This window comes from Dyadobacter sp. CY356, from assembly GCF_021440195.1.
Lineage (GTDB): Bacteria > Bacteroidota > Bacteroidia > Cytophagales > Spirosomataceae > Dyadobacter.
The window spans coordinates 667,713-691,283 of the sequence record NZ_JAJTSZ010000002.1 but is presented as its reverse complement, the minus strand read 5'-3'; the positions used below and the strand labels follow the sequence as shown (position 1 = coordinate 691,283).

Here is a 23,571-nt window from a genome sequence, read left to right as displayed (position 1 = left end):
TTTAAAATTTAGGAATACAAATTGAAGAAAAGGTGAATTGAAAGGTTGTCATTAGTAACGCCAGTAATAAAATAAAAGTAATTTGGTACAACAATCCACTAAACTTGTAGACAAAGTAAATATGTTAAATGATAAGAATCTAATTTGTAATTATAGTAAAACGACTTTTGGATTTAGGGTAAAGATGCGGCATAAATAATTCCTGCGTCAAAAACAAAGTGTTAAGTTTTGATATAGTGATAAAAATCTGATTGCGTAGTATTAAAAATAATGACTAGTTTCAGTGATGAATACAATAAACTACACCCAACAATTACCAATTTATTCCCTGGAACCGGATGAGATTACGGGCAACAAAAATTTCAGGGTTTATAATTTTGAAGGTGATTTTCCAAGTCTGTCGGATCTTCTGATACCACACCGTAAGAACCATTATCTGTTTGTTTTTATTAAAAAAGCGGAAACACGGCAATGGATTGACATGATGCCATATAAACTTAAAGAGAATACCGTTTACTTTACCGGTCCCGGTCCGGTTATCGTAAAGGAGGAGTTCAATCAGTTATGGAGTAAAGGTATTGCGTTTACAAGTGAGTTTTTATCGTTTCAGGAAGGTGCTTCGCTAAGCAAATTGCCACTGATATTAAATCCTTTTAAAGGTTATGAGCTCTTACTTAATGATGCTGATGTCCGCTTTGTTGAAGATATGATTGATAAAATATCGGTGGAATATCATCGTCCAGGCGAATGGCAACAACGTATGCTGACTGCTTATCTGACCGTTTTGCTTACCTATTTAAGCAGAATTTACACAGCACAATACAATGACCAGGAACCTTCGGCAGAAAAGCTGCTACTGAGTAAATTTCAGGAAAAAATTAATGAGTATTTTCTTGAATGTCATGAGGTAGGGGACTATGCTTCTATGCTCAACATCTCTGCCGGACATTTGAGTGAGGTAGTGAAAACCCAAAGTGGGAAACCTGCCATCAAACATATCCATGACCGGTTGGTGCTGGAAGCCAGAAGAATGCTGGTTCACACGGATAATTCTTTAAAGGAAATAACCTATTATCTGGGTTTTTCAGATGCCTCTTATTTCAACCGTTTTTTTAAACGCGAAACTGGTATAACGCCCGCCGAATACCGGACAACCATCCGTGAAATGTACCATTAATACCGATTGATGTGTCACGTCCGGATGTAATGCTTACGGTACATTTGTACTGTTATAAAATTATAAACTTGGATATGAAAACAGTACTGATAACAGGGGCAAACAAAAGTATCGGCTTCGAAACGGCAAGACAATTACTTCAACAGGGATATTATGTATACCTCGGATGCCGTGATCTTCAAAAGGGTGAACAGGCGGTGAATCAGCTTCATGCGGAAGGTCTAAATCATGTTGAGGCGATTACCATTGATGTTGACGATGTTGAATCAATAAAAACAGCGCGCGAATTTGTGGGTCAGAAAACAAAAGTACTTGACGTTCTGATTAATAACGCAGGAGTGCATGGTGTGCCACAGACGGCTCTGAACACCGATGGCGGTGTTTTCAGAGAAGTTTTTGAGACTAATTTTTTCGGGGTTATAGCAGTTACGCAGGCTTTTATTGATCTGATGAAGCTTTCTTCGGAGCCAAGAATTGTAAATGTTACTTCAGGACTTGGCTCTCTTACGTTGCATAGTGACCCGGAATGGAAATATTATGGAGTGAAACCGGCAGCGTACGTAGCTTCCAAAGCCGCCCTGAATGCTTATACGATTGTCCTGGCTTATGACTTGCGCGATTCTTCGTTTAAGGTAAACGCGGTAGATCCGAGTTACACCGCTACTGATTTTAATAATCATTCCGGCCCCGGAACTGTGCCAGATGCTGCGGCCCGTGTTGTGAAAGCGGCTGTATTAGGTCCGGACGGGCCGACGGGTCAGTTTTTTAGTGACGATAATGTTCCGGAAACAGGAATTAGTCCATGGTAATCATTTCAATTTAGTTACTTATTGACCTTTCATTTGATATGAGAAGCAGATAATCAGAGACGAACTATCTCAAATTTACAGACATACCGGAACATTCTCCGGTATGTCTTTTTTTATAACCTGTGGCAAGGAGAAAAAAAATTAAAAAATTATTCTGTGGTAATTCGTGTACTTTTTAGATATTTACGTAGTCTCTACGTTGAGAAGAATTTTATCCCTAACAATCATAACTCATGCCTCTTAATTATTCCCCGCAATCCCAATTCCTGTTGGTGGCCCAGCTGCTAAAAGAACGAACGTATACACACATATGTAACCAGGTGTTTCTAGATTAATTCGGGGTATTTATCCCAACGCTTTATTTCTTCCCAATTCACAATGGTAACCTGATCAAGCAAATCAATGTTTGATTCCGTTACGTTGTATCTGCGCATTTTTTACAGGTCTGATGTTCCCCAATGTATATCAGGCGCTGAAAATGAGTAGTGTTTTGGTGTGAAAAAAGCTGTATGGATTCAGTTTAGTCACAACACAACTTGCAATTACACATGATCTCCGTTCCGGCGACATCGCTTATTATCGCTACCTATAACTGGGCAGAGGCTTTGCACTGCTGTCTTTTAAGTGTGGCCCGGCAAAAGATTTTGCCAACAGAAGTTATCATTGCCGACGATGGTTCAGATGTCAGAACCCAGGTTGTGATCAGTAAGGCTCAGGAAAATTTTCCTGTTCCGATCATTCATGTCTGGCATGAGGATCAGGGTTTCAGGAAAACAATGATACTCAATAAGGCCATTGCCAGAAGCAGCGGGGATTATTTGATTCAGATAGACGGGGATGTTTTGTTGCACCCTTCATTTATTAAGGATCATCTGGCAGCGGCAGAGGCAGGAACGTTTGTTCGTGGAAGTCGCGCGCGGTTAACCGCTTCTCAAACAGCGACTATGCTGAAAAATCGCAGGACGGCTGTCGGGTTTTATTCTACCGGCGTTTATAACCGGCTTAATGCAGTCCGCCTCCCTGTTTTAAGATCACTTGGCCAGCGCAAGGAAATGGCCAGCAGAAATGTTCGTGGAAGCAATCTCGCTTTTTGGAAGGAAGATTTTCTGCGTGTAAACGGTTACAACAATGCATTGTGCGGCTGGGGGCATGAAGATGAAGAACTGGCGGCTCGTTTTATTAATAACAACATCATTAAAAAAATTGTGAAGCTAAGCGCAGTCCAGTTTCATTTTCATCATCAGGATTTATCCAGGTCAAATGAAGGCTATCACAGCCAGATAATCCAAAATACGTTAGCAACCAAGGCAAAAATCTGTCTAAATGGATATGAAAACCTCTACTAAAAGTTCTCTGATTATTTCAACATACAATTGGCCGGAAGCACTTCGGCTTTGTCTGCTTAGTGTGATAGCGCAGTCGGTTTTGCCGGATGAGGTAATTATTGCTGACGACGGATCGACACAACAAACCATTGAAATCATTGATGCAATGCGGCCAGTTTTCCCGGTCAGGCTGGTGCATATTTGGCATAAGGACGAAGGATTTCAGCTATCAAAAATCCGTAATAAAGCGATTGCGACAAGCGCCTATGACTATATTATCCAGATTGACGGCGACTTGATCCTGCATAAACATTTTATAAAAGACCATCTTAATTTAAGTAAACCTGGTTCTTTCATCACCGGCAGCCGGGTATTGATGAGCCAGCAACTATCCGAAAGACTGCTCCGTTTGCAAAAAACCAATATACAGATTTTTGAGCCGGGTCTAGGCAATCTTTTTAACCGCGTAAATGCCAGCTGGTTGAGCAGATATCTTGCCGATCGTTACAAAACACGGGATATATTTTCGTTACGTGGCTGTAATATGGCATTCTGGAAAGCAGATCTTGTCCGGGTAAACGGTTACAATGAGTGTTTTATAGGATGGGGAAGAGAAGATAATGAAATTGCTGTCAGACTGCTCAATTCGGGGCTCCGGAAACGGACAATCAAATTTGGCGGTATCGTTTTTCATATCCATCATCGGGAAGCAGACCGGAAAGGCTGTCAGGAAAACGAAGGCTATCTTACCTATGCCCTTCAGAATAAATCCGTGTATTGCAGCCAGGGACTCAATCAGTATTTTACAGCATACAGCGAAATAGAGCAGGCTGAAAGTGAATTTAGTATTTAACTTCAATGATTAAGGATCCATTAATTTCAATCATTTTAGTTACCTATAATGCGGAAGAATTTTTACAAAGGTGCCTGGATAGTATTTATATTCAGGCATATACGCCCAATGAGATCATTATTATTGACGGTGGAAGTACGGATAAGTCAATAGAAATTATTCGGGATAATGCCGATAAAATTGCTTTCTGGAAAAGCGAGAAAGATGATGGGATTTATGACGCCATGAATAAGGCTTTGGATTATACCCAGGGCCAATGGATTTATTTTATTGGTGCGGATGATACCCTGACACCAGAATTTTCGGAACTGGCAAAAGAATTGAAAAACGCTGACTGCATTTACTACGGAAGTGTTTACAAAGCCGGTAAAAAATATTTAGGAAAACTTTCACGCTATCACCAGGCCAAAACGGGTATCAATCACCAGGCCATTATTTATCCGTCTCAAATATTCGCTGATAACCGATACGATACCAGTTATAAAATTTCAGCTGACCATGTTTTTAATATGGGTTTCAACCGGCATGAAAAGTATCATTTTGAGTTCAAAGATTTTATTATTGCCAACTTTAATGATACCGGAATCTCATCGCTTCAAAAAGACGCTGTTTTTGAAAGTCGAAAAGGAAGACTGATTATTAAGTATTTTGGCCTTAAAATTTATCTCCGTTTTCAATTTAAAAAGCTTAAAGCAAAGCTATTCAAAAGCTGATGTTATCTTTTGCTAAAAACAAATCCTTCATTTCTGTCAAAGATTATTTTGGGAGGTAATTGAAGGATATTTGCAATGATCTTCTCCCGCCATTTTCGTTTTGGGATTAATTTTGTCAAGCTGATTAACAGCCTGCAAAACCGCAGATGTAAGTTGGGACTGATCTTTTTCTCTTGATCTGTTAACGCATAAACCTGCTCCAAATATTGATTTCTCTGATTAAAACTTTTCTGGTTTTCATTCCTGAACCGAAATCCGGAAAGCATGAAAGACGTGCTGTAAAGCTTCTCGTATCTGAAAAACCGGATCCATAATTCAAAATCGGCTGCCAATGAATAATCTTGCGATATAAAACCGCCTGCTTTTTCCCACAAACCCCGCCTCCAGAATACAGATTCCTGTTGTATAAAATGACCGTTAAATAGCAGTAAACGTGTTTGAGACCAACGTTGCGCATACGGCTGATCATCATAAGTAAATGGATAACCGCTTTCGTCAAAGAAGGTATTGCTGCCCATGAGCCAATGAACCTCTTTGAATTTTTCAAAAAGGTCTACAACCAGAAATAAAGATTTCTTATGGTACATGTCATCCGCATTTAGCCAGGCCATTATTTCTCCGGTAGATTTTGCAAAACCTTTTTGCAGACCATGATACAATCCTTCATCTTTTTCACTGACCCAATACGCAAGCTGGTTTTCGTATTTTTTGATAATCGCCACAGAGTCGTCCGTGCTGCCACCGTCAATAATGATATATTCCAGATTTGGATACCCCTGGCCCAGTACCGACAAGATGGTATCTTCCAGGTATTTTCCCTGATTATAAGAAGGTGTAACAATGGTTATTTTAGGGAAATCTGCGGTCATATTCAAGGAGCTTAAACCGCAGGTAAATAAGACTCATATATATAATCGTCCGGGTCAAAATGCTCAGAGGCCAGTATCATGAGTATGGTCCCGTCTTCAAAGTCGTACATTTTGTGCCAGTCACCTGGTTGGAGTATAAGACATTGACTGGCAGAATTTAAAGTAAATTCCTGCTCTTCCTGACCGGTGTTATTAAAAATCTTACAACTTCCTTTAAGACATATCGCCGCCTGAATGGTTGTTTTATGTCTATGCCCGCCCCGGACAGAATCATCGACACCGTAGATATAGAAAATTCGTTTGATTGTAAATGGAATTACACGCTCGATCACGGTCAGGTTTCCGCGGGTATCAGCGAATGTTGTCAGGTTAATTAATTCGGCCAAGGCTATTGAAGATTGGATTGGAGTGTATGTTTTTTTGAATAATTTTTGTATCGGCCTTTCAACAGATAATGAATCTGTCTTGATAAACTGATCTTAATCCAGGTTAGTTGCAAAAGATTTTCATGGAAAACAGCTGACTTATCTGTGAGTAAGATTTTGGATTCTGCATCACGAAGCGCGTTAGCATAGGCCCCATATATCAATCGAATGGCATCACTATTCAGCAAATATTGCTCAGCTGTAAGTCTGAAACTCTCGCTGGCACTATACCTGAAATCGTGAAAATGATAAAATACAAGTGGAACAGCTTCGGATCCCGGACTTTTAACCATAATCTGACCGGCAATGCGTTCATAGCTATACGTTTTACAATTCCATGGAGCTACGCCGCCACCGGTATGTTGCATTACATGCACACCTTCAAAGCGGGTTGTCCAGTCGTCCAGATATTTTTGGTCGCCAAATTTGCCATCTTCAAAACGGTTATAACACCAGGTTATACAGGCCTTTCTCCACCAATCGAGGACCTTTAAACCTTGTTCAGTATTTTTAAAAGTTATAAACTGAACACAATAGATTCCACTTAATTCCGATTGGTCATAATCCGGATTATACCTGTGTTCGGTAATCAACACGGCATTATTCCCCATTTCATCCGTCAGTATTTTTGGATCGGAAAAGAATAGCAGATCTGCATCGATATAAGTGCAATGGTCCAGGGAAAAAGTATGAATGCAGTGCCAGATCGTAGAGGCAGTACAAGTCCAGCAATATTCACCCGGCGTCCGGCTGGACTTTATGGCAAGTAATTCCGGCGTTTCAAATTCATTGAGTGAAATGATTGTGGCATTTGAAAGATCCATCTTCGAAAGTGTCGCATGGCAATCATCGTCAAATGCAAAGATATATAAGTGGAAATCACTGCTTTGTTTCAGCAGTGAATAATACATCGCCAGTCCCCGTGAGAGATAGAACGAATTGAACAGGGTGCAAAAATTTTGCATGAAAAAATGTAGCGCTGTTAGGGGGTTATGAACTACAAAGATCAAAGAATATTATCATTAAATTCATGTGGTCAGGAATAATAAATTCGAAAAAGACAACATTTCTGACCTGTTGCGACATAATTTGAATTGGAGCCGTATATCTTTAAATTGCGAAGAATCCTTAAAGTGGGCACATGTCAATATTCAGATTTAAAAAGAAAGAGAAAAAGAAAGACGGCTGGTTTGGAAATTATGAAAACTGGGAAGACTTAACGGCCATGTCAGGCGGGTACCAGGCACAAACGATTCTGAATATTACGAAAAATTCTCTGCTCAAAGTTAAAAACGGAGAGGCCGTTTACGAACGGGATTCCGTTTTGTTTGACAAAAAATTATATCCCTATTCCATTATTTCCGCGCTGCTTTATGCCGCTGTTGAATGCGATGGATCTTTGAATGTGCTGGATTTTGGCGGATCACTGGGCAGCACCTATTATCAGGTCAGAGACTTGATTCCTGCTTCGGTAAAACTTCACTGGAGTGTGGTTGAACAAAAGGAATATGTTGCCTGCGGACAAGATTTATTTGAAGATGAAATTCTTAAATTTCATTATACCATCGCCGAAAGTATGTCTTCAAAAAAAGCAGATGTTTTAATCTTATCAAGTGTGGTTCAATATCTGGAAAAACCACATGACTTTCTGAATGAGATTATGGGATACGGTTTTAAGTATATCATCCTTGACCGGACCTCTTTCATCAAAAATAACCAGCCTGACCGGCTGACATTGCAAATTGTACCGACACATATCTATGAAGCGCAATATCCGGCCTGGTTCTTTAATGAAAAAAAGCTGATGCAGCATTTTACTGAATACCATATAAAAACTGAATTTGAATCTTATGTTCCGGGCGAGCAGGATATCGAAATTGATTCAGTAAAAATGGGATATGACAAAGGGTTTTTCCTTGTTAAGAATTGACATTGTACATGTATTTTTTTCTGATAGGACGGAATTTCTGGCTGCATGCTGCAATAGGTTTAAATAGCAGCTGTAAATAAAGTGCTTACTCATTTCGTAAACTTTTTATAGGATTTAGCAACGCGGCTTTTATTGCCTGGAAGCTGACCGTGGCGACAGTGATCAGTAAGGCACCAAGCATTACCAGTGGAAAAATCCACCAAGATAAAGAAGTACGGTAGGTATACTGTTGTAACCAATCCTGCATCAGATAGTATGCAATCGGCATAGCCAGCAGACCTGCGACCAGGACCAAAAACACAAAATCCTTTGACAACATCTGCCACAAATTGCTCACAGAAGCGCCCAGCACTTTTCGAATGCCGATTAGAGAGACAAGGCATTAGCAGTGCAGGAAAAAATATCTTGTTTAAATCATATTTGATATATGATCTGTTACTTGTTCTATTCAAGAAAGACCCGGCTCAAAACAAACAACACACTAAATATTATAATTTTGTGGTGATGGAAGATATAAAAACTTTTACGCTGTCGAGGCATAGCCGGCTTTTCTCTGTCCCTGAAAATGGGAAGGAATATTTGTTTGTGGGATCTGGTGACCATCCGTATCATGAGGAGCCTTACCGGGCAGAAAGTTATGCCATTGCGTATATCAAAGAGGGTGGGGTAAGACTAAATGTGAGCTTGTCTGCCTGGGATGTTGATGCCCCTTCGATTATTACCCTCGCACCATCAGATATTCGGTATTTCAGTAAAAGAAGTGATCTGTTGAAAATGGATGTTATTTTTTTTAAGGATACGTTTTTGCTGGAACGTTATGCAGATCTTTTTTTTCTGTTTAAATATGATTTTTTTGGAAGCAACGATCTTCACGTTTTGCCTCTCACAGACGCATATTTTGTTAAAATCAATAAGATATTTGAGCTGATCCGACTGACGCAGGAAGCGGGGAATTATCATAAGGCCGAGCTTGTGCGCAACTATATTTTTGCGCTTGTTTATGAAATTGATGCCTATTATCGTCAACATCATCCGGAGTCATCTTTTAAAAGAAAAGGACATCTTTTATTCTCGAAATTCAGACAGTTGTTGCGGAGTAATTATATGCGCGAGCGCAAACTGGATTTTTATGCAAACCTGCTTAATTTGACGCCAAAATCTCTTTCGGCAGCCATTAAAAAACAAACAGGCAAATCTGCTGGAAAATGGATTGATGATGCCATTATTCTTGAAGCCAAGGTTTTGCTGCAAAATGAAACGCTTACTGTATCACAGATCACTGGTATGCTCAATTTTTCAGATCAATCGGTTTTTGGTAAATTTTTCAGAGCAAATACAGGTATGTCCCCGGTTGAATACCGGAGGAAATTTAATTGAGCCTCCTCCTTATTCCTGAATCAGACTAAGCCATTTCGACGAACATTAGGGTTATCCGGCCTATTTTTCGCAGTTCTTTTGCTGGAAATTTGTCCTGTTGAAACTTTAACAAAGTTTGAAAATGGGAAAATCATTAATTGATATCTTACGGGAAATCAAGGGAAATTTATCGTTTTTATTGTCAGTTTTCCTTATCGTAAACGCGACAGTGGCAAAGGCGCAGAGACGCACAGGAAATGTTTACAAACTCACTATTTCGGAAGCAGTAGCATTCGCTAAAAGTGAAAACAAATGGGTGAAGGCGGCAAGTCTTGAAGAGCATGCTGCCGGTGAGGACCGGAAAGATGTCTATAAAAGCTTTCTACCGATTATCAATGTAACCGGTTCTTATCAGCGTTATTCAGGTCTGACTCTTTTCACGGACGGATTGAATCACGCGAGCACAAGTCCCAGGAAACCTACGCCGAATGCAGCAGGTCTGGGTGTTGATGCTTTATACAGCATTTATAACGGTGGCAGACAGCGGGCACTCCGGGAAGAGCAAAGTGCACGATCCCGGCTGGCAAAAGTAAATACCCTGGATCAGTCGGGGAATATCGGGTTTGAGACAGCCAGTGAGTACCTTAATCTGGTACGACTGAATGAGCTTCAGAAATTTATCACAGACCAATTGAAAAGGGCACACGCGCGGTTAGAAAATATCAACGCATTGTATAAAAATCAAAAGGTTACTAAAAGTGACGTACTGCGTGCAGAAGTTAATTTGTCGGGTGTGGAACTTTCTATGATGCAAAATGAAAATGACATCAAAATTGCTAATCAAAAACTGGTCGTTTTACTTAATATCCCTGATTCAGTGGTAATATGGCCAATTGATTCAGCAAATATGCCCAAGCCGGAAATGCGGTCGCTGATTCCTCTTGTTGAAACGGCTGGGACTTCATCCTACATTCTGCAAAAGGCAGCCGAAAATGTGGATATACAACAAGCAAGACTTAGGCTTGTCCAAAGTGGCAGTTTACCAAATTTGAGCTTTTATGGTGCTTATGGCGTCAATTATCCAAATTACATTTTCTTTCCACCGGTTGATCAGGCATATGCGATAGGTTTTCTCGGCCTCAAAGCACAGTACAGTATTTCTTCACTTTATCATAACAAAAGCAAGAAAATAGCAGCAGCATTGAGAATGAAAGAAGCAGAAGTGCAGCGCGAGGTCTATGGTGATCGGGTGCGCACAGAAATAAATGCTTTTTATATAAAATATGGTGAAGCACTCACCAGGATCTCTGTCAACGAGCATTCTGTGGAACAGGCCAAGGTCAACTACCGCATCGTCAATACAAAATATTTGAATCAACTTTCCCTGTTGACCGATCTGCTCGATGCGGATAATCTTTACCAGGAATCAAGGTTCAATCTGATCAAAGCGCAAACAGACGCTCTTGGTATTTATTATCATATTCTTTACAGCAGCGGTAATTTATAAAAATGTAATTGAAAGATGGAAAAGCTAAATCACAAAATACACCCGGGTAATATTGTTGTCACGATGTTGGCGGTAGTGGTAATAATTGCGGGATCAGTGTACTTTTTTCAGTATTGGCAGTATAGTGACCATTTTGAAGAAACCAATGATGCGCAGGTGGAATCTTATATTAATCCTGTTTCTGCGAGGGTTGGAGGGTATATTGATCAGGTTCGTTTTAATGAACATCAGTTGGTTAAGAAGGGAGATACACTTGTGGTTCTTGACAGGAAAGAATACAGTGCTCAACTGGCGGCAGCAGAGGCTGGGGTAGAAGATGCGCACGCCCAGCTTGATGTACTTTCCGCAGGTATTCTTTCGGCTCAAAATGGTATGCTCGTAAATCAGGATCAGATTAATGGAGCCCAGGCGCGATACGTGCAGCAACAAAAGGATATCAGCCGATATACGAATCTGGTTCATGAAGAAGCAGCCACAGGTGCCGAATTGGAGCAGGTCAAGGCACGGTACGATGTCGCCGAAAGCGATTTTAGTGCTGCGCGAAATAATCTGAAAACCAGTTTGTCCCGGGTTGCTGAGCTAAAAACGCATTACGGTGTCTTGCATGCGGATATTAAACGAAAGGAGGCGGCATTGGAACTGGCAAAACTTAATTTGTCATACACCATTATACGAGCTTCGTATGCAGGAAGGGTAGGGCGGAAAAACATTTTGGAAGGACAGCAAATCCAGCCTGGTCAGCCATTGGTCAGCATTATTAACGAAGCTGAAAAATGGATCACTGCGAACTTCAAAGAAACACAGGTTGAGGGAATGTATTTGGGCCAGCCGGTGGAAATACGGGTCGACGCTATCAGTAAAAAGATTTTCAGAGGCAGGATTGTAGCTATTGCAGGTTCTACGGGTTCTCGTTTCTCACTATTGCCACCAGATAATTCCACCGGCAATTTTGTCAAAATTATTCAACGGGTGCCGGTGAAAATAGAATTTACCGATGAACAGAGCGGAAAAGTAATTCCAGGTATGAATGTGAGCGTGGCTGCCAAAAAACGAGTAAAGTTATGAAACCGGATTATTTTAAAAATTGGGTAACAAATTGGGAATGGGGAGCAAGAATCGGGTTATTTCTCATGCTGCTTTCCGGACTGGTTCACCTGGGAATGTTCGTAATGACGCAGGGTTACCTTATTGCATACCTGGGAGCGCAGCAAGAGGACGCAGTTTTTGGTATTATGTCAACGTATGCAGGAATTATAACAGCTTTGCCCATTCAATTCCGTTTTTTTAGATTTTTTCAAATCCGGAGCTGTCTTTTGGTAAGCATGATGTTGGGCATAATACTCAACTGTCTTTGCCTGCACTGCCAGGATATCAATTTATTTTTTGCAATCAGGTTTGCGCAAGGAGTTACAGCAAGTAACATAATTGTTTTTACACTGCTATTGATCTTCACGCGTATACGGGCAGAACGGGTTCAAACGATTGCACCGGCCGTCTTTTACGGTACCATGCTCGGTAATTCTGTATTGATCGGCCTGGTAAGTGGGATAATCGTCGAGTCGGCGGATTGGAAAGTGACTTACTATTATCTGATTATGTTTGAGCTTTTGACCATAATCATCGTATTACTGTTGTTGAAGCCGTCATCCGGACATAAACGTTATCCACTTTATCAAATTGATTGGGCCGGGGCAATTCTATTTTCCATTTCCGCACTAACAACAGCTTATACAGTTATTTACGGCTCAAAATATTATTGGTTCGCGGATTCACGGATTGGTTTCAGTAGTACCACTGCTGTGGTTGGATCATCATTGTTTCTGTATAGGCAATATATGGTGAAAAGGCCTGTGATCCATCTCAGTGTTTTCAAATCGATGAATTTTGTGAGTATGATCTGCCTGCTGGCACTTTATTATGGAATTAAAGACAGTATCAATCTGGTTTATAATTATGCTGGCGGGACACTTCGGTGGAGTATACTGGACGTTATTGAACTGGGTCTTTGTAATATTGCAGCGATGGTTGGAGTTCTGGTGATTTGCATTCGACTTTTACTCGCTAAAAAAGTTGAAATTAAATCGCTCCTGATATTCGGATTTGGTTTAATGAGCGTTTTTAACCTTTGGATGTGTATTTTATTAACAACGGATCTGTCATTTAGAGATTTGTTGTGCCCCATACTGATTCAAGGTGCAGCGTCAGGATTCATATTCGTTCCTGTCATGATCAATGTGCTGTCTTCGGCTCCGGCAAATACGGGAATGAGCGGACTGATCATCGCAGCCTGTACCCGTTTCATCGCCACTTTGCATTCTTTCGCTGGATTTTATAACCTCCAGCTGTATTTCAATCAATATTTCAAAGAAGGTTTCCTTGGTTACCTCACATTGGAAAACCAAAACATGATTAGCCGTTTGGATATGTATCGTTCTGTTTATGCTTCCAAAGGTTTTACAACAGAGCAGGCATCCGGATTAGCCCAGGCGGCAATTTCGCAAAGTTTAAACCAGCAGAGCCAACTTTTAACAAACAGGTCTTTGTTCATGATATTTGGATTATTATCGCTCGGTATTGCTGCGTTACTCATGATCATTCCAATTATCAAAAAATGGATCATCGATTGGAATAAAACTGTTCTGCTGACTCAATAAGAAGAAAGGGGCACTGCTATATTTAACAAATTCAATTGTTTGTCAGAAACTACCGGGAATACTTCCCAAAGAAATTTTGGCAAAGTATATTTTGCTGTGAGTCCATATATTGAAAAAATGAAATTTAAAAGAACGATGGGGCAGGAGGATAATTTTGACTGTCTTTACCCTCTGTTTATCTGATTTACAAATTATAAGAATGAGAAATTATGAGCCCGGAATTAAATGATATGACAAATTCTCAATTTACGAAAGGGGAAGTTTTTAAAAAACTGCATAAGAGCCCAGCACTATTTGTGTTGCCCAATGCATGGGATACAAATTCTGCTAAGTTATTAACAAATATGGGATTTTCATCGCTGGCGGCAGCGTTTGTTGGTGGGGAAGATGCTGTGAGAAAGCCTGGGAAGGAGGGAATTGTTACAAATAGAGATCAGACGTTGGCTTCTATCTCTAAAATAGTCAGTGCCACTGGTTTGCCTGTAACGGCTAATCTGGGAAATGGATTCGGAGACAGGCCAGAAAATTGCATGGAAACAATCATGCTGGCGTCAGAAGCTGGTTTGGTAGGTGTTTCAATAGGTGATTCCAGCGGCAAACCGCATAGGCCTGTTTATGATTATATCCATGCTGTTGAACGAATTATTGCCTCTGTCGATGCTGCCCGGAATTTACCTTTTGACTTTACGCTAACGGCAAGTACTGAAAATTACGAACATGGTAGATTTGACCTTGATGATACCATTAAAAGGCTTGTTGCCTATGCCAATGCTGGTGCAGACGTTCTCTTTGCTCCTGGTGTTAAAACAAAAACAGATTTAGCCGAAATAATTAATGCCCTGCATCCCCGTCCTGTCAATGTAGCCATGGACTTTTCAGGAGCGGATTTGACGATTGACAAAGCATTGGAACTTGGTATTCGCAGGATCAGTGTAGGTTCATCCTTTGCCAAGGCGGTTCTGGGTGATTTTTACAGCGAGGCACTCCGATGGAAAGAAAAGGAAATTGGGAAGTAAGCTGATGCCGAACAGGCAGAAAGCGTCAGATTTTATTCAGATAATAGAGAAAGGCTATTTTTAAAAGATGACGTATAGCGGATACAGTAATTTGAAAAAGCAGATGACAATCATCCTCGTGAAGTAAAAAAACAGCCTAATCAAGAAATACTGATTAACAAAGACTTGCATGGCACTATCCAGGAAGCGGGAAAGGAAAAGCTAAACTATATAAATAAACTTGGTATGATCAGGAAAGAATTTAATAGCAAATCAAAAACAGGCGAACCGGGCACCCTTACAGGAAGAGAAATTACAGGTTCGCAGGCAATTCTGGAAGCCTTGATTGAAGAGGGTGTGAATACCATTTTTGGAATTCCGGGAGGAGCGAATATTGCAATGTATGATGCGCTCTATGATTATAAGACGCAGTTAAATCATATCCTGGTGCGTCATGAGCAGGGAGGTGTACACGCTGCGCAAGGTTACGCCCGGGTTTCGGGAAAAGTTGGTGTCGTTTTTGCAACGAGCGGGCCTGGTGCAACCAATCTTCTTACCGGTATCGCAGATGCCCAGATAGACAGTACACCTTTGGTATGCATCACTGGGCAGGTGTATTCGCACATGTTAGGAACTGATTCATTTCAGGAAACGGACGTGATCAATATATCTGCGCCGATCACTAAATGGAATTATCTTGTAACCGACGCCCGGGAAATTCCCGGAATTTTGGCAAAAGCGTTTTACATTGCCCGTAGCGGTAGGCCAGGTCCTGTGCTTATTGATATAACCAAAGATGCGCAGCTCCATAGTTTTAAATATGGCGGGTATACAAAATGTGAGAGTATCCGTAGTTATAAACCACGTCCAACTATTAAGCTGGATGCAATTGCAAATGCCGCTGCCATGATCAATGGGTCAAAGAGGCCAATGATTCTTTGGGGCCAGGGCGTTATACTTGGTGAAGCGGAAAAGGAATTTATAGATTTTGTAGAAAAAAGCGGAATTCCGGCCGCCTGGACCATACTGGGTGCCGGAGCCCTTCCGACAGATCATCTTTTGAATGTTGGAATGCTCGGTATGCATGGCAATTATGCCCCAAATGTAATGACCAATGAATGTGACATTATCGTTGCCATCGGAATGCGTTTTGACGATCGAGTGACCGGAAGATTGGACAAGTATGCCCGACAAGCCAAGGTAATTCATCTGGATATTGATCGCGCTGAGATCGATAAAAATGTAAAGGCAACTATCGCTGTTTGCGGGGATTGTAAGGAGACACTGCCCTTATTAACAGATCTTATTCATGCAAAATCGTATAAGGAATGGGTTGACAAATTTAAGTTGCTGCACGATGAGGAAGTCAATATCGTTATTGAAAATGAACTTAATCCGCCAAATGGGGAAATTACCATGGGTGAAGTTATCAATCAGTTGAATGAATTTACAAGGGGAGATGCAGTTATCGTTTCTGATGTCGGTCAAAATCAAATGGTCACTTGCCGCTATGCTAAATTTAACGATAGTCGAAATAATATAACCAGTGGAGGGTTGGGTACCATGGGTTTTGCTTTACCTGCCGCAATTGGAGCAAAGATAGGCGCACCTCAAAAAGAAGTTATTGCCATTATTGGAGATGGCGGGTTTCAGATGACTTTACAGGAACTGGGAACAATTATGCAAACCAGATTAAGTGTTAAAATCATTATATTAAATAATCGTTTTTTGGGAATGGTAAGGCAGTGGCAAGAGTTATTCAGCAATTCCAGATATTCATTTGTCGATCTTGAAAGCCCTGACTTTGTTGCCTTGGCAGCCCTTATAAAATAGCCGGAAGGTCAATTTCAAAGCGTGAGATGCTAAAAGATGGTTTGATTGAATTGATAGCGCATGATGGATCATTTCTATTGGAAGTGCTGGTTAGTAAAGAAAATAATATTTTTCCTATGATCCCGCAAGGGGCGGGAGTTGGTGAGATCAGGCTGAAATAACCTTTTTTCTTTCCCAAAAGCAAAAAAATCCTGTAAATGGAAATTTACAGGATTTTAAATAGTTTTATGTTTTCAGTAGAGAGGAAGAGATTCGAACTCTCGATACAGTTACCCGCATACACACTTTCCAGGCGTGCTCCTTCAACCACTCGGACACCTCTCTGTTTTTATCAGGGTGCAAAGATAGCTTTTCCGGGGTTATATACAAATCCTGATTTGATTATTTCTTACGCTGATATGCAAAAAACGTTTTTTCCATTTCGTTGCTTTTATTTTTCTCTTCCATAATTACTTCAAGATTTCCATTGACCAGTTGATAAACCAGTCTCAAAAATTTATTCCTTTAATTCAAACACTCCCTTGGAAGAGTAACAGTTTTGTTTTCATAAGGCTAAAAATTTCAACTTGATATGATACGATCCATTTTCTGCGGGAGTATTGGCCGGCTTTTATTTTTCAACATATATTGTATTGTAATATTTTCAATTTCGGTGCTGCCATTAAAAATGTATTTTTCATCCATCAAAAAAGCCCGGACATCAGATCCGGGCTTTTGCAGCATAATTATCACTATCGATTATTGTATATCGTCAAATTTTCCCTGGTTCAGATCTCCCGTATCAAAACCTTTTTTGAACCAATACATTCTTTGCTTGGAGGTACCGTGTGTAAATGCATCCGGCACAACATAACCCTGTGATTCTTTCTGCAATTTATCGTCACCAATGGCATTTGCAGCTGTAAGGGCAGATTCCAAATCTCCTGGTTGCAGAATATTTTCCATCTTTTGTGCGTGATTGGCCCAGACACCAGCTAAAAAATCTGCCTGTAATTCGAGCTTTACTGAAAGTTTGTTATACTCTTCTTCACTTAAACGTTGCCGTTCCTGTTGAAGCTTATCAGTAATTCCCATCAGATTCTGAACATGATGACCAACTTCGTGAGCCACCACATAAGCTACTGCAAAATCGCCCGGAGCATTAAATTTTTCTCTTAACTCATCACAGAAAGAAAGATCAATATATACCTGCTGATCGGCCGGACAATAAAATGGTCCCATGGCTGATGATGCCCCGCCGCAAGCGCTTTGTGAAGAATTCTCAAATATCTGTAAAGTCGGCAATTTATATGTACTGCCGTTTTCTTTATAAACTGCTGTCCACACATCTTCGGTGCTTCCTAAAATGGCTGATACCATATCGGCAGTTTTGTCATCGGGCCGCGGACCTTCCGGGCGCGTTTGAACCTGTTGCTCTGATGACTGACCGTTTTGAATCGTATTCAAAATCGCCGAGGGATCTTGTCCGGTTAAGAGACCGATCACCACCACGATCACCACTCCGATTCCACCCATCGCAACTTTGCCACCACCAGACATTCCACGTCTGTCGTCAACGTTTCCGCTTCTTCGTAAATCCTGCCAATTCATAAATAGTATCGTTTAAATCTATTGAGTGATCAATTCATATTACATTTTTGACTGTAATATTTTCGTTACAAATATCATGTAAATAATATGCCAACGGCCTACAATTAAATATTTTCATACATCATTGCCAAAAAAATTTCTTCCGGTGCGGTTTACGGAAGGGGTAATTTGTCCTCAATTATTACCAAAGTATACCCGCCTTCCAGGTGAAATGCCTTTAAACAGGATTCAGTATGTGTATTATAAAACCTGGCAGAACAAATCAGGCTGTTGATATAACCAGGATTTCTAAATCTATTTTGAAAATAACTATCGCAATTCTGCCACTTTAAGTTTCACAAAAATTAGTAACAATCAATTCTCTCTGATTCAATAGTATACAAATCTACATAGCCCCATTTTTCGGATGGTTTTCTGTTTTTAATTAAAGCATCGCTTTAACTAAAAACTTTACTCCCATTTCCGAATTCGTTTTTAAGAGTTAAATATTCAAAATACGAAACGAACCAAAAATTCACATCCATTATTCCTCAATCATTTTTGGAATGAAAATTTCACGTATAGCCTAAAAGTAAAGATTAAATAATATGTTTCTAATGAAAATAAATGAGTTTTATGATAAGGCTACACTCTGGATACTGGATAAAGGCCCGTCATTTTTGCTGGGAGTAACCGTACTGATTGTTGGCTTCTGGCTTATTAAAATGTTGTCCAGATACATGTCTGCGCATATGGTCAGGAAGGAAATTGACCCTTCATTAACACCTTTTCTTCTTAGCCTTACGATTACTGTTTTAAGAGTTTTGCTGATCATAGCAGGCATGCAGATCATCGGTATACAAATGACAGTTTTTGCTGCATTAATCGGTGCATTAGGTGTGGCGGCTGGTCTCGCCTTGTCGGGAACTCTTCAGAATTTTGCCAGCGGGGTATTGATCTTGTTATTGAAACCTTTTCACGTAGGTGATAACATTCTGGCGCAGGGGCAGGAGGGAACTGTAACGGCAATCAAAATATTTTACACCGTCATCACCACATTCGATAACCGAAAGGTAGTAGTACCCAATAGTAAACTGTCAAATGAGGTCATCATCAACATCAGTGCTTCCGGGAGCAGAAGACTGGATATTGAACTTAAATTTACCAATGCAATAGATTTTAATGAGGTCAAAAAGATAATCGATGACGTCCTCGACAATGCTGTGAATACGCTTAAATCACCGGAAAGAAGGATCGGTATTTCTTCTATTGAATCGGATGGTTATAAGGTTATGGTCAATGTCTGGATCAATGCACACGGATTTATTGATACTAAAATGACGATTCAGGAAAAAATTATGGAAAGTCTCAAATCATCTGGTCTGAAATTGCCCGGTATGTGATTTGTATAGGTGTTGTCCAATACATCTTTCATCAACAATAATCATGAAACAACAATTGGATTCACAAAACAGCGCATCAGAAAATAACGCTGGTTTCTCTTATCTTTCTCGAAAGAGATTTCTTTCTGAGACAAAAAAATATCTTGCGGTCGGTGTGATGGGCGGTCTGGTCATGGAAGGTACCGGAAGCGTTGCCTTTGGGCAAAGTAATATAATGGCCATGTCCCCTCCCGCCCAGGTGCCGGTAGATAAGTCTGAGCCAATTGTTTTGGAAAAATGGAAATCGGAGGTTGACCAGCAATCCGGACCGACACCGACTCCCATGCCGCCAGACCAGAGAATAGGCTATGCTGTTGTTGGATTAGGCCATCTATCACTGGAAGAAATTCTTCCGGCTCTAAATAGTTGTAAAAATTCAAAACTGACTGCCCTCGTCAGCGGCAGTCCTGAGAAGATGAAGAAGGTCGCCAGCCAGTACGGTGTCAAGACAGAAAACTGTTACAGTTATGAAACCTACGACCAGATAAAAAATAATAAAGAAGTTGATGTCATTTACATTGTTTTACCAAATGGACTGCATAAGGAATATACAATTCGCGGAGCAAAGGCCGGTAAACACATTTTATGCGAAAAGCCGATGGCAAATTCTTCGCAGGAATGCAGGGAAATGATCGACGCCTGTGCAAAAGCCGGCGTCAAACTCATGGTTGCATATAGAATCCAGTATCAGCCGCATAATCGGAAATTGAGGGAATTAGTACAAAGTAAAGAGTTTGGATCGCCCAAATTTGTAGAGGCCTCAAATTGCCAGGCAAGTGCAAATCCTGATCACTGGAGACATAAGATCAAGCTGGCCGGTGGAGGTGCCTTGCCGGATATTGGTCTATACTGCTTAAATACGACCAGATTTGTTTTGGGTGAAGAGCCAACCGAGGTTTTCGCCTATCAATATACTACGCCTGGAAATCCGTTGTTCACAGAAGTTGAAGAAATGGTTTCCTGGCAGATGCGTTTCCCAAGTGGTGTAATCGCGAGCTGTTCTACAAATTACAATGTGCACGAAAGCAGACGCTACCGGGTTCTTTGTGAAAAAGGCTGGCTTAATCTGGATAAGGCCTATGCTTATAAGGGCCAGGAATTAACCACCGCCAAAGCCAGCGGGAAACTGGAATTAAATCAAAATATCGGCATGGCAGAAACCGACCAGTTCGCCATTGAAATGGACCATTTTTCTGATTGTATTATGAAAAATACAAAACCTTTTACGCCGGGAGAAGAAGGTTTGCAGGATCATATGCTGATGGAAGCAATATATCAGTCGGCGAAAGATGGCAAACCTGTAAAAATAAAAGCTTCACCGGCAACTGCCAAGCTGCATGGTCCTGAACCAGAGCTGGATTAATCAGATTGGTTCAGGAATTTAAGCTGATTTAAAGCCAGGTAAACGGATCGCCAGATGCCAGATGTGTAATTTTCACGTCTGGCAATTTTGGATGTAGCCATTCTGCAAACCACTCCATACCAGGCTCTTCACTAACTGCATGGCCTAAAACAATTAAAGATATTTTCTGACCAAAGCTCCTTGCATCCCTGATGTATTCAGCTGTTTCCCACTCCGACAATTCTCCAACGATCAGAACATCAGGTTTTTCTTTTTCTGCCGTCGAAACTTGCATCGGCCCGCCCCAGGCTCCGGGAAGAAGTGCGATCCGTTCACAAGACTGATTCATATCACCAATAATTCTTAAACGGGAAATGCTCAGTGATTTTTTTAGGTGTTGAACCAGATTTTGTAATGAAATTGTCGGAATTTTTAGCACTACTTCGCCTGTTTTGAAATACGGAAGCCAGTTAGCCTTTTTGGCCACACCATAACTTACTGCATCTGGTTTTAACGAGTGGCAATAATCGTGAAAACGCCAGATTACCATTTTATGTTTGTCAAGCAATTCCTGTTTCTTCTTCAGGACTTCGTTGTTTTTTACCCAATCCGCTTTGTCATTATGATTGTAAAACGAAGGCTCGTGCGCTATAATAAAGTTTGCATTTAGTTTGATGGCTTCTTCAATAATGGGTATCGTGGGAAACATCGTAGATATGATACCTGTCACAATCTGTTCAGCTTTGCCGGATTTAATGGTATCAACCGTATCTTTCAAAGGAGTCAGACCACCTTCTTTTAATACAAAATCCATTACCTCCTGCACGGTCCATTGCTTTTTAACAGACCAGTTATTCCCTTTTGAAAAGGAGGGACTGATAGTTAAAAGAGCTAATCCGGCAGCAGATTTGATGGAGTTCAGGATAAATTTTCTGCGTTGTAAGACGGAGGTTTCGGCAGCTGGCATTTGGTTTTTCATGTGTTCGGATGGGAATAGTTCAAAAGTTATTCAAGGTATACTTAAATAATTCCTCAGCCAATAAACCAGAATTGTTTGTTTTAATTATGCTTTAAACGGTCGGCTTCGTCATTGATCCCGATGAAGAATTGTACCAGTTATTACCGGAGTCACCGCCAAAAGATTTGAAATAGGCCAATTTGAATTTGGGCAAAACCCGCGATTCTGTATTGCTTGCTATTTGATTTTGTTTGAAAAACTTCTGTGGATAATCTTAAATAGTTTCTATTTATCAGATCGTAAGTAAGAATTTGTGGGTGAAGCAAGCTTTTACCTTAATTCCACCTTATCAAAATCATAATTAGGTTTTATATATTGATTTAAAAAAGTCCCTTTGGAGTCCGAAGCTTTCATCGCTTCATAGACTTTCAAAGGGACTTTTTTGTAATCATAAACCATTCCTGAAACGAAAATAATTCTTAACGTTTCTTGTTCATCGTCATAGATCATCTTTGCAACAACGGATGAAGGCATTGGTTACGGGTGTTATTTAAAATTTTCCAGCTTAGTTTTCAAATCTGCAACCAGCTTTGAGTCTGTGTGCGATGATGTAAGAATGGTATTTGCATCTGAATTATCGTCATAGAACTCGTTATTAGCTTTTGAATCAACAGATAATGCTGCTCCGTTAAGTGTTATTCCGGCAAAAAGCCCTTTGCTTCGTGAATACGAATATACTTCCGCCTCTAACTTATAATCTGTTTGCGCAGAAGAACTTCTGCCAACAGGTCCGGCCGCTACGGATAGATCGCCGCCCAATGTGAAGCTCCCTTTTCCTATTTCTGTCAATGTTTTGCTGTTTTTGAAGACTAAAATAAGATCAGTGGCCTGTACACCAATTTGCGCTCCTACACTTCCTCCTGTTATCGTCACAAATATAGGATCGCTCCACTGGCCGTTTGTTGCTTTTATCATAGCGAGCCCTTTTCCATGTTTCGCGCCAACCATAAGTCCGGCATTGATCATTTTTGGAACAATAATAATTCCCTGAGATATGGAAAGTAATTGCGCCGGTATATTTTCTTTCATCTGACTGAAATCATTCAACACAGATGTAGCAGCCTTGATTTTGTCTTCTTCTTTGTCCTGTGCGAAAGCGGGTGTGTATGACGCAATATTGACCAGCATCGCAACCTGAAGTATCTGAAAACTTAATTTTTTAATAAGCATAATTAGTTCGGTCATGTTTTGATAACATTGTGAAAAACGGTTCCACAACTACCAGAATGCATTAAACTATCGTGCCTGAGATCAAAAGCTTGATGAATTTCTACGAAGGATTTTCCGGAAATTTCCCCAGGTTAAAACCCAGGTTAATCATAACGGTCATGCTTATTGCATTTTAGACATGCAATTTATTTCACATATATAGATTTTGATTTTATATCAGTTTAAGGAACAAAAAAATGGCTCCGCTGTATCAGGCGGGGCCATAAGTATATTAATCCTTAACTAATTTAAAGCTTATTTTGGTTGCCCGTCTTTAACCTGATTGGTGAAATCTGGCGAAGGTTTAAAAAATGGAATAAAACTGGCAGGAACCATTACTGACGATTTCAGAGAAATATTTCTGGCTATTTTTGCAGCTCTTTTTTTGACAATAAAACTACCGAAGCCCCGGATGTAAATATTTTCACCTTCGCTCATCGAGTCTTTCACTGTTGAGAAAAAAGCTTCCAGGATTTGTTCGGTCTCTTCCTTTTGTATTCCGGTCATTTCCACAAGTTTGGAAACGGTTTCTGCTTTTGTCATTT

Annotated in this window: 22 protein-coding genes, 1 tRNA gene and 1 pseudogene; 14 read left to right on the top strand and 10 right to left on the bottom strand. The window is 40.4% G+C overall.

The features are described from left to right. The first annotated feature begins 286 nt into the window (after window positions 1-286). From LXL81_RS09210 to LXL81_RS09190, 5 genes are all read left to right on the top strand, one after another. Window positions 287-1,177 carry a helix-turn-helix domain-containing protein gene (locus LXL81_RS09210; protein WP_234646452.1) on the top strand — a complete coding sequence of 297 codons (891 nt, stop codon included), beginning with the start codon at window positions 287-289 and terminating at the stop codon, window positions 1,175-1,177. A gap of 74 nt (window positions 1,178-1,251) precedes the next feature. Continuing rightward, entirely contained in the window at window positions 1,252-1,986 is a 735-nt protein-coding gene (locus tag LXL81_RS09205) for an SDR family oxidoreductase (RefSeq protein WP_234646451.1), read from the top strand. A gap of 548 nt (window positions 1,987-2,534) precedes the next feature. Further along, window positions 2,535-3,332 carry a glycosyltransferase family 2 protein gene (locus tag LXL81_RS09200; RefSeq protein WP_234646449.1) on the top strand — a complete coding sequence of 266 codons (798 nt, stop codon included), beginning with the start codon at window positions 2,535-2,537 and terminating at the stop codon, window positions 3,330-3,332. Further along, window positions 3,316-4,164, top strand: a complete 849-nt coding sequence (locus tag LXL81_RS09195; protein ID WP_234646448.1) for a glycosyltransferase family 2 protein — start codon at window positions 3,316-3,318, stop codon at window positions 4,162-4,164. Before LXL81_RS09200 ends, LXL81_RS09195 begins: the two co-directional genes overlap by 17 nt. Before the next feature lie 5 nt (window positions 4,165-4,169). Further along, the gene (locus LXL81_RS09190) at window positions 4,170-4,877 is read left to right on the top strand and encodes a glycosyltransferase (protein ID WP_234646447.1); all 708 of its coding nucleotides are present in this window, start codon (window positions 4,170-4,172) and stop codon (window positions 4,875-4,877) included. Between the two features lie 2 nt (window positions 4,878-4,879). Here LXL81_RS09190 and LXL81_RS09185 read toward each other — a convergent pair whose 3' ends face one another. The 3 genes from LXL81_RS09185 to LXL81_RS09175 are packed head-to-tail and all read right to left on the bottom strand — an operon-like array spanning window position 4,880 to window position 7,136. Next, window positions 4,880-5,746: a glycosyltransferase family 2 protein gene (locus LXL81_RS09185; protein WP_234646446.1), complete on the bottom strand. Its 867-nt coding sequence runs from the start codon at window positions 5,744-5,746 to the stop codon at window positions 4,880-4,882. A gap of 11 nt (window positions 5,747-5,757) precedes the next feature. Next, entirely contained in the window at window positions 5,758-6,132 is a 375-nt protein-coding gene (locus LXL81_RS09180; RefSeq protein ID WP_234646444.1) for an FdtA/QdtA family cupin domain-containing protein, read from the bottom strand. A gap of 2 nt (window positions 6,133-6,134) precedes the next feature. Continuing rightward, the gene (locus LXL81_RS09175; protein WP_234646442.1) at window positions 6,135-7,136 is read right to left on the bottom strand and encodes a glycosyl transferase; all 1,002 of its coding nucleotides are present in this window, start codon (window positions 7,134-7,136) and stop codon (window positions 6,135-6,137) included. A 176-nt stretch (window positions 7,137-7,312) separates the two neighbouring features. Between LXL81_RS09175 and LXL81_RS09170 the strand changes: the two genes are divergently transcribed. Next, on the top strand, window positions 7,313-8,101 hold the full coding sequence (locus tag LXL81_RS09170; RefSeq protein WP_234646441.1) for a methyltransferase, TIGR04325 family: 789 nt from the start codon (window positions 7,313-7,315) through the stop codon (window positions 8,099-8,101). Between the two features lie 85 nt (window positions 8,102-8,186). On the opposite strand, the pseudogene LXL81_RS09165 reads toward LXL81_RS09170, so the two are convergent. Then, window positions 8,187-8,468: pseudogene (locus LXL81_RS09165) on the bottom strand (ABC transporter permease); the annotation flags it as partial. 137 nt (window positions 8,469-8,605) lie between these two features. Between LXL81_RS09165 and LXL81_RS09160 the strand changes: the two are divergent. The 6 genes from LXL81_RS09160 to ilvB all read left to right on the top strand — a co-directional run bounded on the left by LXL81_RS09160 (window position 8,606) and on the right by ilvB (window position 16,446). Further along, complete coding sequence (locus tag LXL81_RS09160) at window positions 8,606-9,478, top strand: AraC family transcriptional regulator (RefSeq protein ID WP_234646440.1); 873 nt, start codon at window positions 8,606-8,608, stop codon at window positions 9,476-9,478. Between the two features lie 121 nt (window positions 9,479-9,599). Beyond that, window positions 9,600-10,964 carry a TolC family protein gene (locus tag LXL81_RS09155; RefSeq protein ID WP_234646439.1) on the top strand — a complete coding sequence of 455 codons (1,365 nt, stop codon included), beginning with the start codon at window positions 9,600-9,602 and terminating at the stop codon, window positions 10,962-10,964. Between the two features lie 15 nt (window positions 10,965-10,979). Continuing rightward, the gene (locus tag LXL81_RS09150) at window positions 10,980-12,029 is read left to right on the top strand and encodes an HlyD family secretion protein (protein ID WP_234646438.1); all 1,050 of its coding nucleotides are present in this window, start codon (window positions 10,980-10,982) and stop codon (window positions 12,027-12,029) included. Then, window positions 12,026-13,618, top strand: coding sequence for an MFS transporter (locus LXL81_RS09145; protein ID WP_234646437.1), 1,593 nt, complete (start codon window positions 12,026-12,028; stop codon window positions 13,616-13,618). The genes LXL81_RS09150 and LXL81_RS09145 overlap by 4 nt, the downstream gene beginning before the upstream one ends. A gap of 230 nt (window positions 13,619-13,848) precedes the next feature. Then, on the top strand, window positions 13,849-14,634 hold the full coding sequence (locus tag LXL81_RS09140; protein WP_234646434.1) for an isocitrate lyase/phosphoenolpyruvate mutase family protein: 786 nt from the start codon (window positions 13,849-13,851) through the stop codon (window positions 14,632-14,634). A 225-nt stretch (window positions 14,635-14,859) separates the two neighbouring features. Next, window positions 14,860-16,446 carry a biosynthetic-type acetolactate synthase large subunit gene (ilvB, locus tag LXL81_RS09135; protein ID WP_310589560.1) on the top strand — a complete coding sequence of 529 codons (1,587 nt, stop codon included), beginning with the start codon at window positions 14,860-14,862 and terminating at the stop codon, window positions 16,444-16,446. Window positions 16,447-16,683: 237 nt separating this feature from the next. Here ilvB and LXL81_RS09130 read toward each other — a convergent pair. Continuing rightward, window positions 16,684-16,770, bottom strand: a tRNA-Ser gene (locus LXL81_RS09130). Between the two features lie 414 nt (window positions 16,771-17,184). Further along, window positions 17,185-18,036, bottom strand: coding sequence for a neutral zinc metallopeptidase (locus LXL81_RS09125; RefSeq protein WP_234646432.1), 852 nt, complete (start codon window positions 18,034-18,036; stop codon window positions 17,185-17,187). Between the two features lie 596 nt (window positions 18,037-18,632). On the opposite strand from LXL81_RS09125, the gene LXL81_RS09120 reads away from it, so the two are divergent. Both LXL81_RS09120 and LXL81_RS09115 read left to right on the top strand, forming a co-directional pair. Further along, the gene (locus tag LXL81_RS09120) at window positions 18,633-19,418 is read left to right on the top strand and encodes a mechanosensitive ion channel family protein (RefSeq protein ID WP_234646430.1); all 786 of its coding nucleotides are present in this window, start codon (window positions 18,633-18,635) and stop codon (window positions 19,416-19,418) included. A 43-nt stretch (window positions 19,419-19,461) separates the two neighbouring features. Further along, window positions 19,462-20,820 carry a Gfo/Idh/MocA family protein gene (locus tag LXL81_RS09115; protein WP_234646429.1) on the top strand — a complete coding sequence of 453 codons (1,359 nt, stop codon included), beginning with the start codon at window positions 19,462-19,464 and terminating at the stop codon, window positions 20,818-20,820. A 28-nt stretch (window positions 20,821-20,848) separates the two neighbouring features. On the opposite strand, the gene LXL81_RS09110 is transcribed toward LXL81_RS09115, so the two are convergent. The 4 genes from LXL81_RS09110 to LXL81_RS09095 form a co-directional block, all read right to left on the bottom strand. After that, window positions 20,849-21,778: a Nif3-like dinuclear metal center hexameric protein gene (locus LXL81_RS09110; protein WP_234646428.1), complete on the bottom strand. Its 930-nt coding sequence runs from the start codon at window positions 21,776-21,778 to the stop codon at window positions 20,849-20,851. Between the two features lie 309 nt (window positions 21,779-22,087). Beyond that, window positions 22,088-22,291 carry a KTSC domain-containing protein gene (locus tag LXL81_RS09105; RefSeq protein WP_234646427.1) on the bottom strand — a complete coding sequence of 68 codons (204 nt, stop codon included), beginning with the start codon at window positions 22,289-22,291 and terminating at the stop codon, window positions 22,088-22,090. Between the two features lie 12 nt (window positions 22,292-22,303). Beyond that, a complete protein-coding gene (locus LXL81_RS09100) occupies window positions 22,304-23,002 on the bottom strand; it encodes a lipid-binding SYLF domain-containing protein (protein ID WP_234646426.1) in 699 nt (232 codons plus the stop codon). 279 nt (window positions 23,003-23,281) lie between these two features. After that, on the bottom strand, window positions 23,282-23,569 hold the full coding sequence (locus LXL81_RS09095; RefSeq protein ID WP_234646425.1) for an HU family DNA-binding protein: 288 nt from the start codon (window positions 23,567-23,569) through the stop codon (window positions 23,282-23,284). Window positions 23,570-23,571: the final 2 nt, after the last annotated feature.

What these genes read in the sequence shown, in the direction of transcription:
- LXL81_RS09210 (WP_234646452.1), top strand. Translation starts at nt 287, where the DNA reads ATGAATACAATAAACTACACCCAACAATTACCAATTTATTCCCTGGAA.
- LXL81_RS09150 (WP_234646438.1), top strand. Translation starts at nt 10,980, where the DNA reads ATGGAAAAGCTAAATCACAAAATACACCCGGGTAATATTGTTGTCACG.
- LXL81_RS09125 (WP_234646432.1), bottom strand. Translation starts at nt 18,036, where the DNA reads ATGAATTGGCAGGATTTACGAAGAAGCGGAAACGTTGACGACAGACGT.
- LXL81_RS09115 (WP_234646429.1), top strand. Translation starts at nt 19,462, where the DNA reads ATGAAACAACAATTGGATTCACAAAACAGCGCATCAGAAAATAACGCT.
- LXL81_RS09160 (WP_234646440.1), top strand. Translation starts at nt 8,606, where the DNA reads ATGGAAGATATAAAAACTTTTACGCTGTCGAGGCATAGCCGGCTTTTC.
- LXL81_RS09170 (WP_234646441.1), top strand. Translation starts at nt 7,313, where the DNA reads ATGTCAATATTCAGATTTAAAAAGAAAGAGAAAAAGAAAGACGGCTGG.
- LXL81_RS09185 (WP_234646446.1), bottom strand. Translation starts at nt 5,746, where the DNA reads ATGACCGCAGATTTCCCTAAAATAACCATTGTTACACCTTCTTATAAT.
- LXL81_RS09100 (WP_234646426.1), bottom strand. Translation starts at nt 23,002, where the DNA reads ATGACCGAACTAATTATGCTTATTAAAAAATTAAGTTTTCAGATACTT.
- LXL81_RS09105 (WP_234646427.1), bottom strand. Translation starts at nt 22,291, where the DNA reads ATGCCTTCATCCGTTGTTGCAAAGATGATCTATGACGATGAACAAGAA.
- LXL81_RS09190 (WP_234646447.1), top strand. Translation starts at nt 4,170, where the DNA reads ATGATTAAGGATCCATTAATTTCAATCATTTTAGTTACCTATAATGCG.
- LXL81_RS09155 (WP_234646439.1), top strand. Translation starts at nt 9,600, where the DNA reads ATGGGAAAATCATTAATTGATATCTTACGGGAAATCAAGGGAAATTTA.
- LXL81_RS09095 (WP_234646425.1), bottom strand. Translation starts at nt 23,569, where the DNA reads ATGACAAAAGCAGAAACCGTTTCCAAACTTGTGGAAATGACCGGAATA.
- LXL81_RS09195 (WP_234646448.1), top strand. Translation starts at nt 3,316, where the DNA reads ATGAAAACCTCTACTAAAAGTTCTCTGATTATTTCAACATACAATTGG.
- LXL81_RS09200 (WP_234646449.1), top strand. Translation starts at nt 2,535, where the DNA reads ATGATCTCCGTTCCGGCGACATCGCTTATTATCGCTACCTATAACTGG.
- LXL81_RS09140 (WP_234646434.1), top strand. Translation starts at nt 13,849, where the DNA reads ATGACAAATTCTCAATTTACGAAAGGGGAAGTTTTTAAAAAACTGCAT.
- LXL81_RS09120 (WP_234646430.1), top strand. Translation starts at nt 18,633, where the DNA reads ATGAAAATAAATGAGTTTTATGATAAGGCTACACTCTGGATACTGGAT.
- LXL81_RS09205 (WP_234646451.1), top strand. Translation starts at nt 1,252, where the DNA reads ATGAAAACAGTACTGATAACAGGGGCAAACAAAAGTATCGGCTTCGAA.
- LXL81_RS09110 (WP_234646428.1), bottom strand. Translation starts at nt 21,778, where the DNA reads ATGAAAAACCAAATGCCAGCTGCCGAAACCTCCGTCTTACAACGCAGA.
- ilvB (WP_310589560.1), top strand. Translation starts at nt 14,860, where the DNA reads ATGATCAGGAAAGAATTTAATAGCAAATCAAAAACAGGCGAACCGGGC.
- LXL81_RS09175 (WP_234646442.1), bottom strand. Translation starts at nt 7,136, where the DNA reads ATGCAAAATTTTTGCACCCTGTTCAATTCGTTCTATCTCTCACGGGGA.
- LXL81_RS09145 (WP_234646437.1), top strand. Translation starts at nt 12,026, where the DNA reads ATGAAACCGGATTATTTTAAAAATTGGGTAACAAATTGGGAATGGGGA.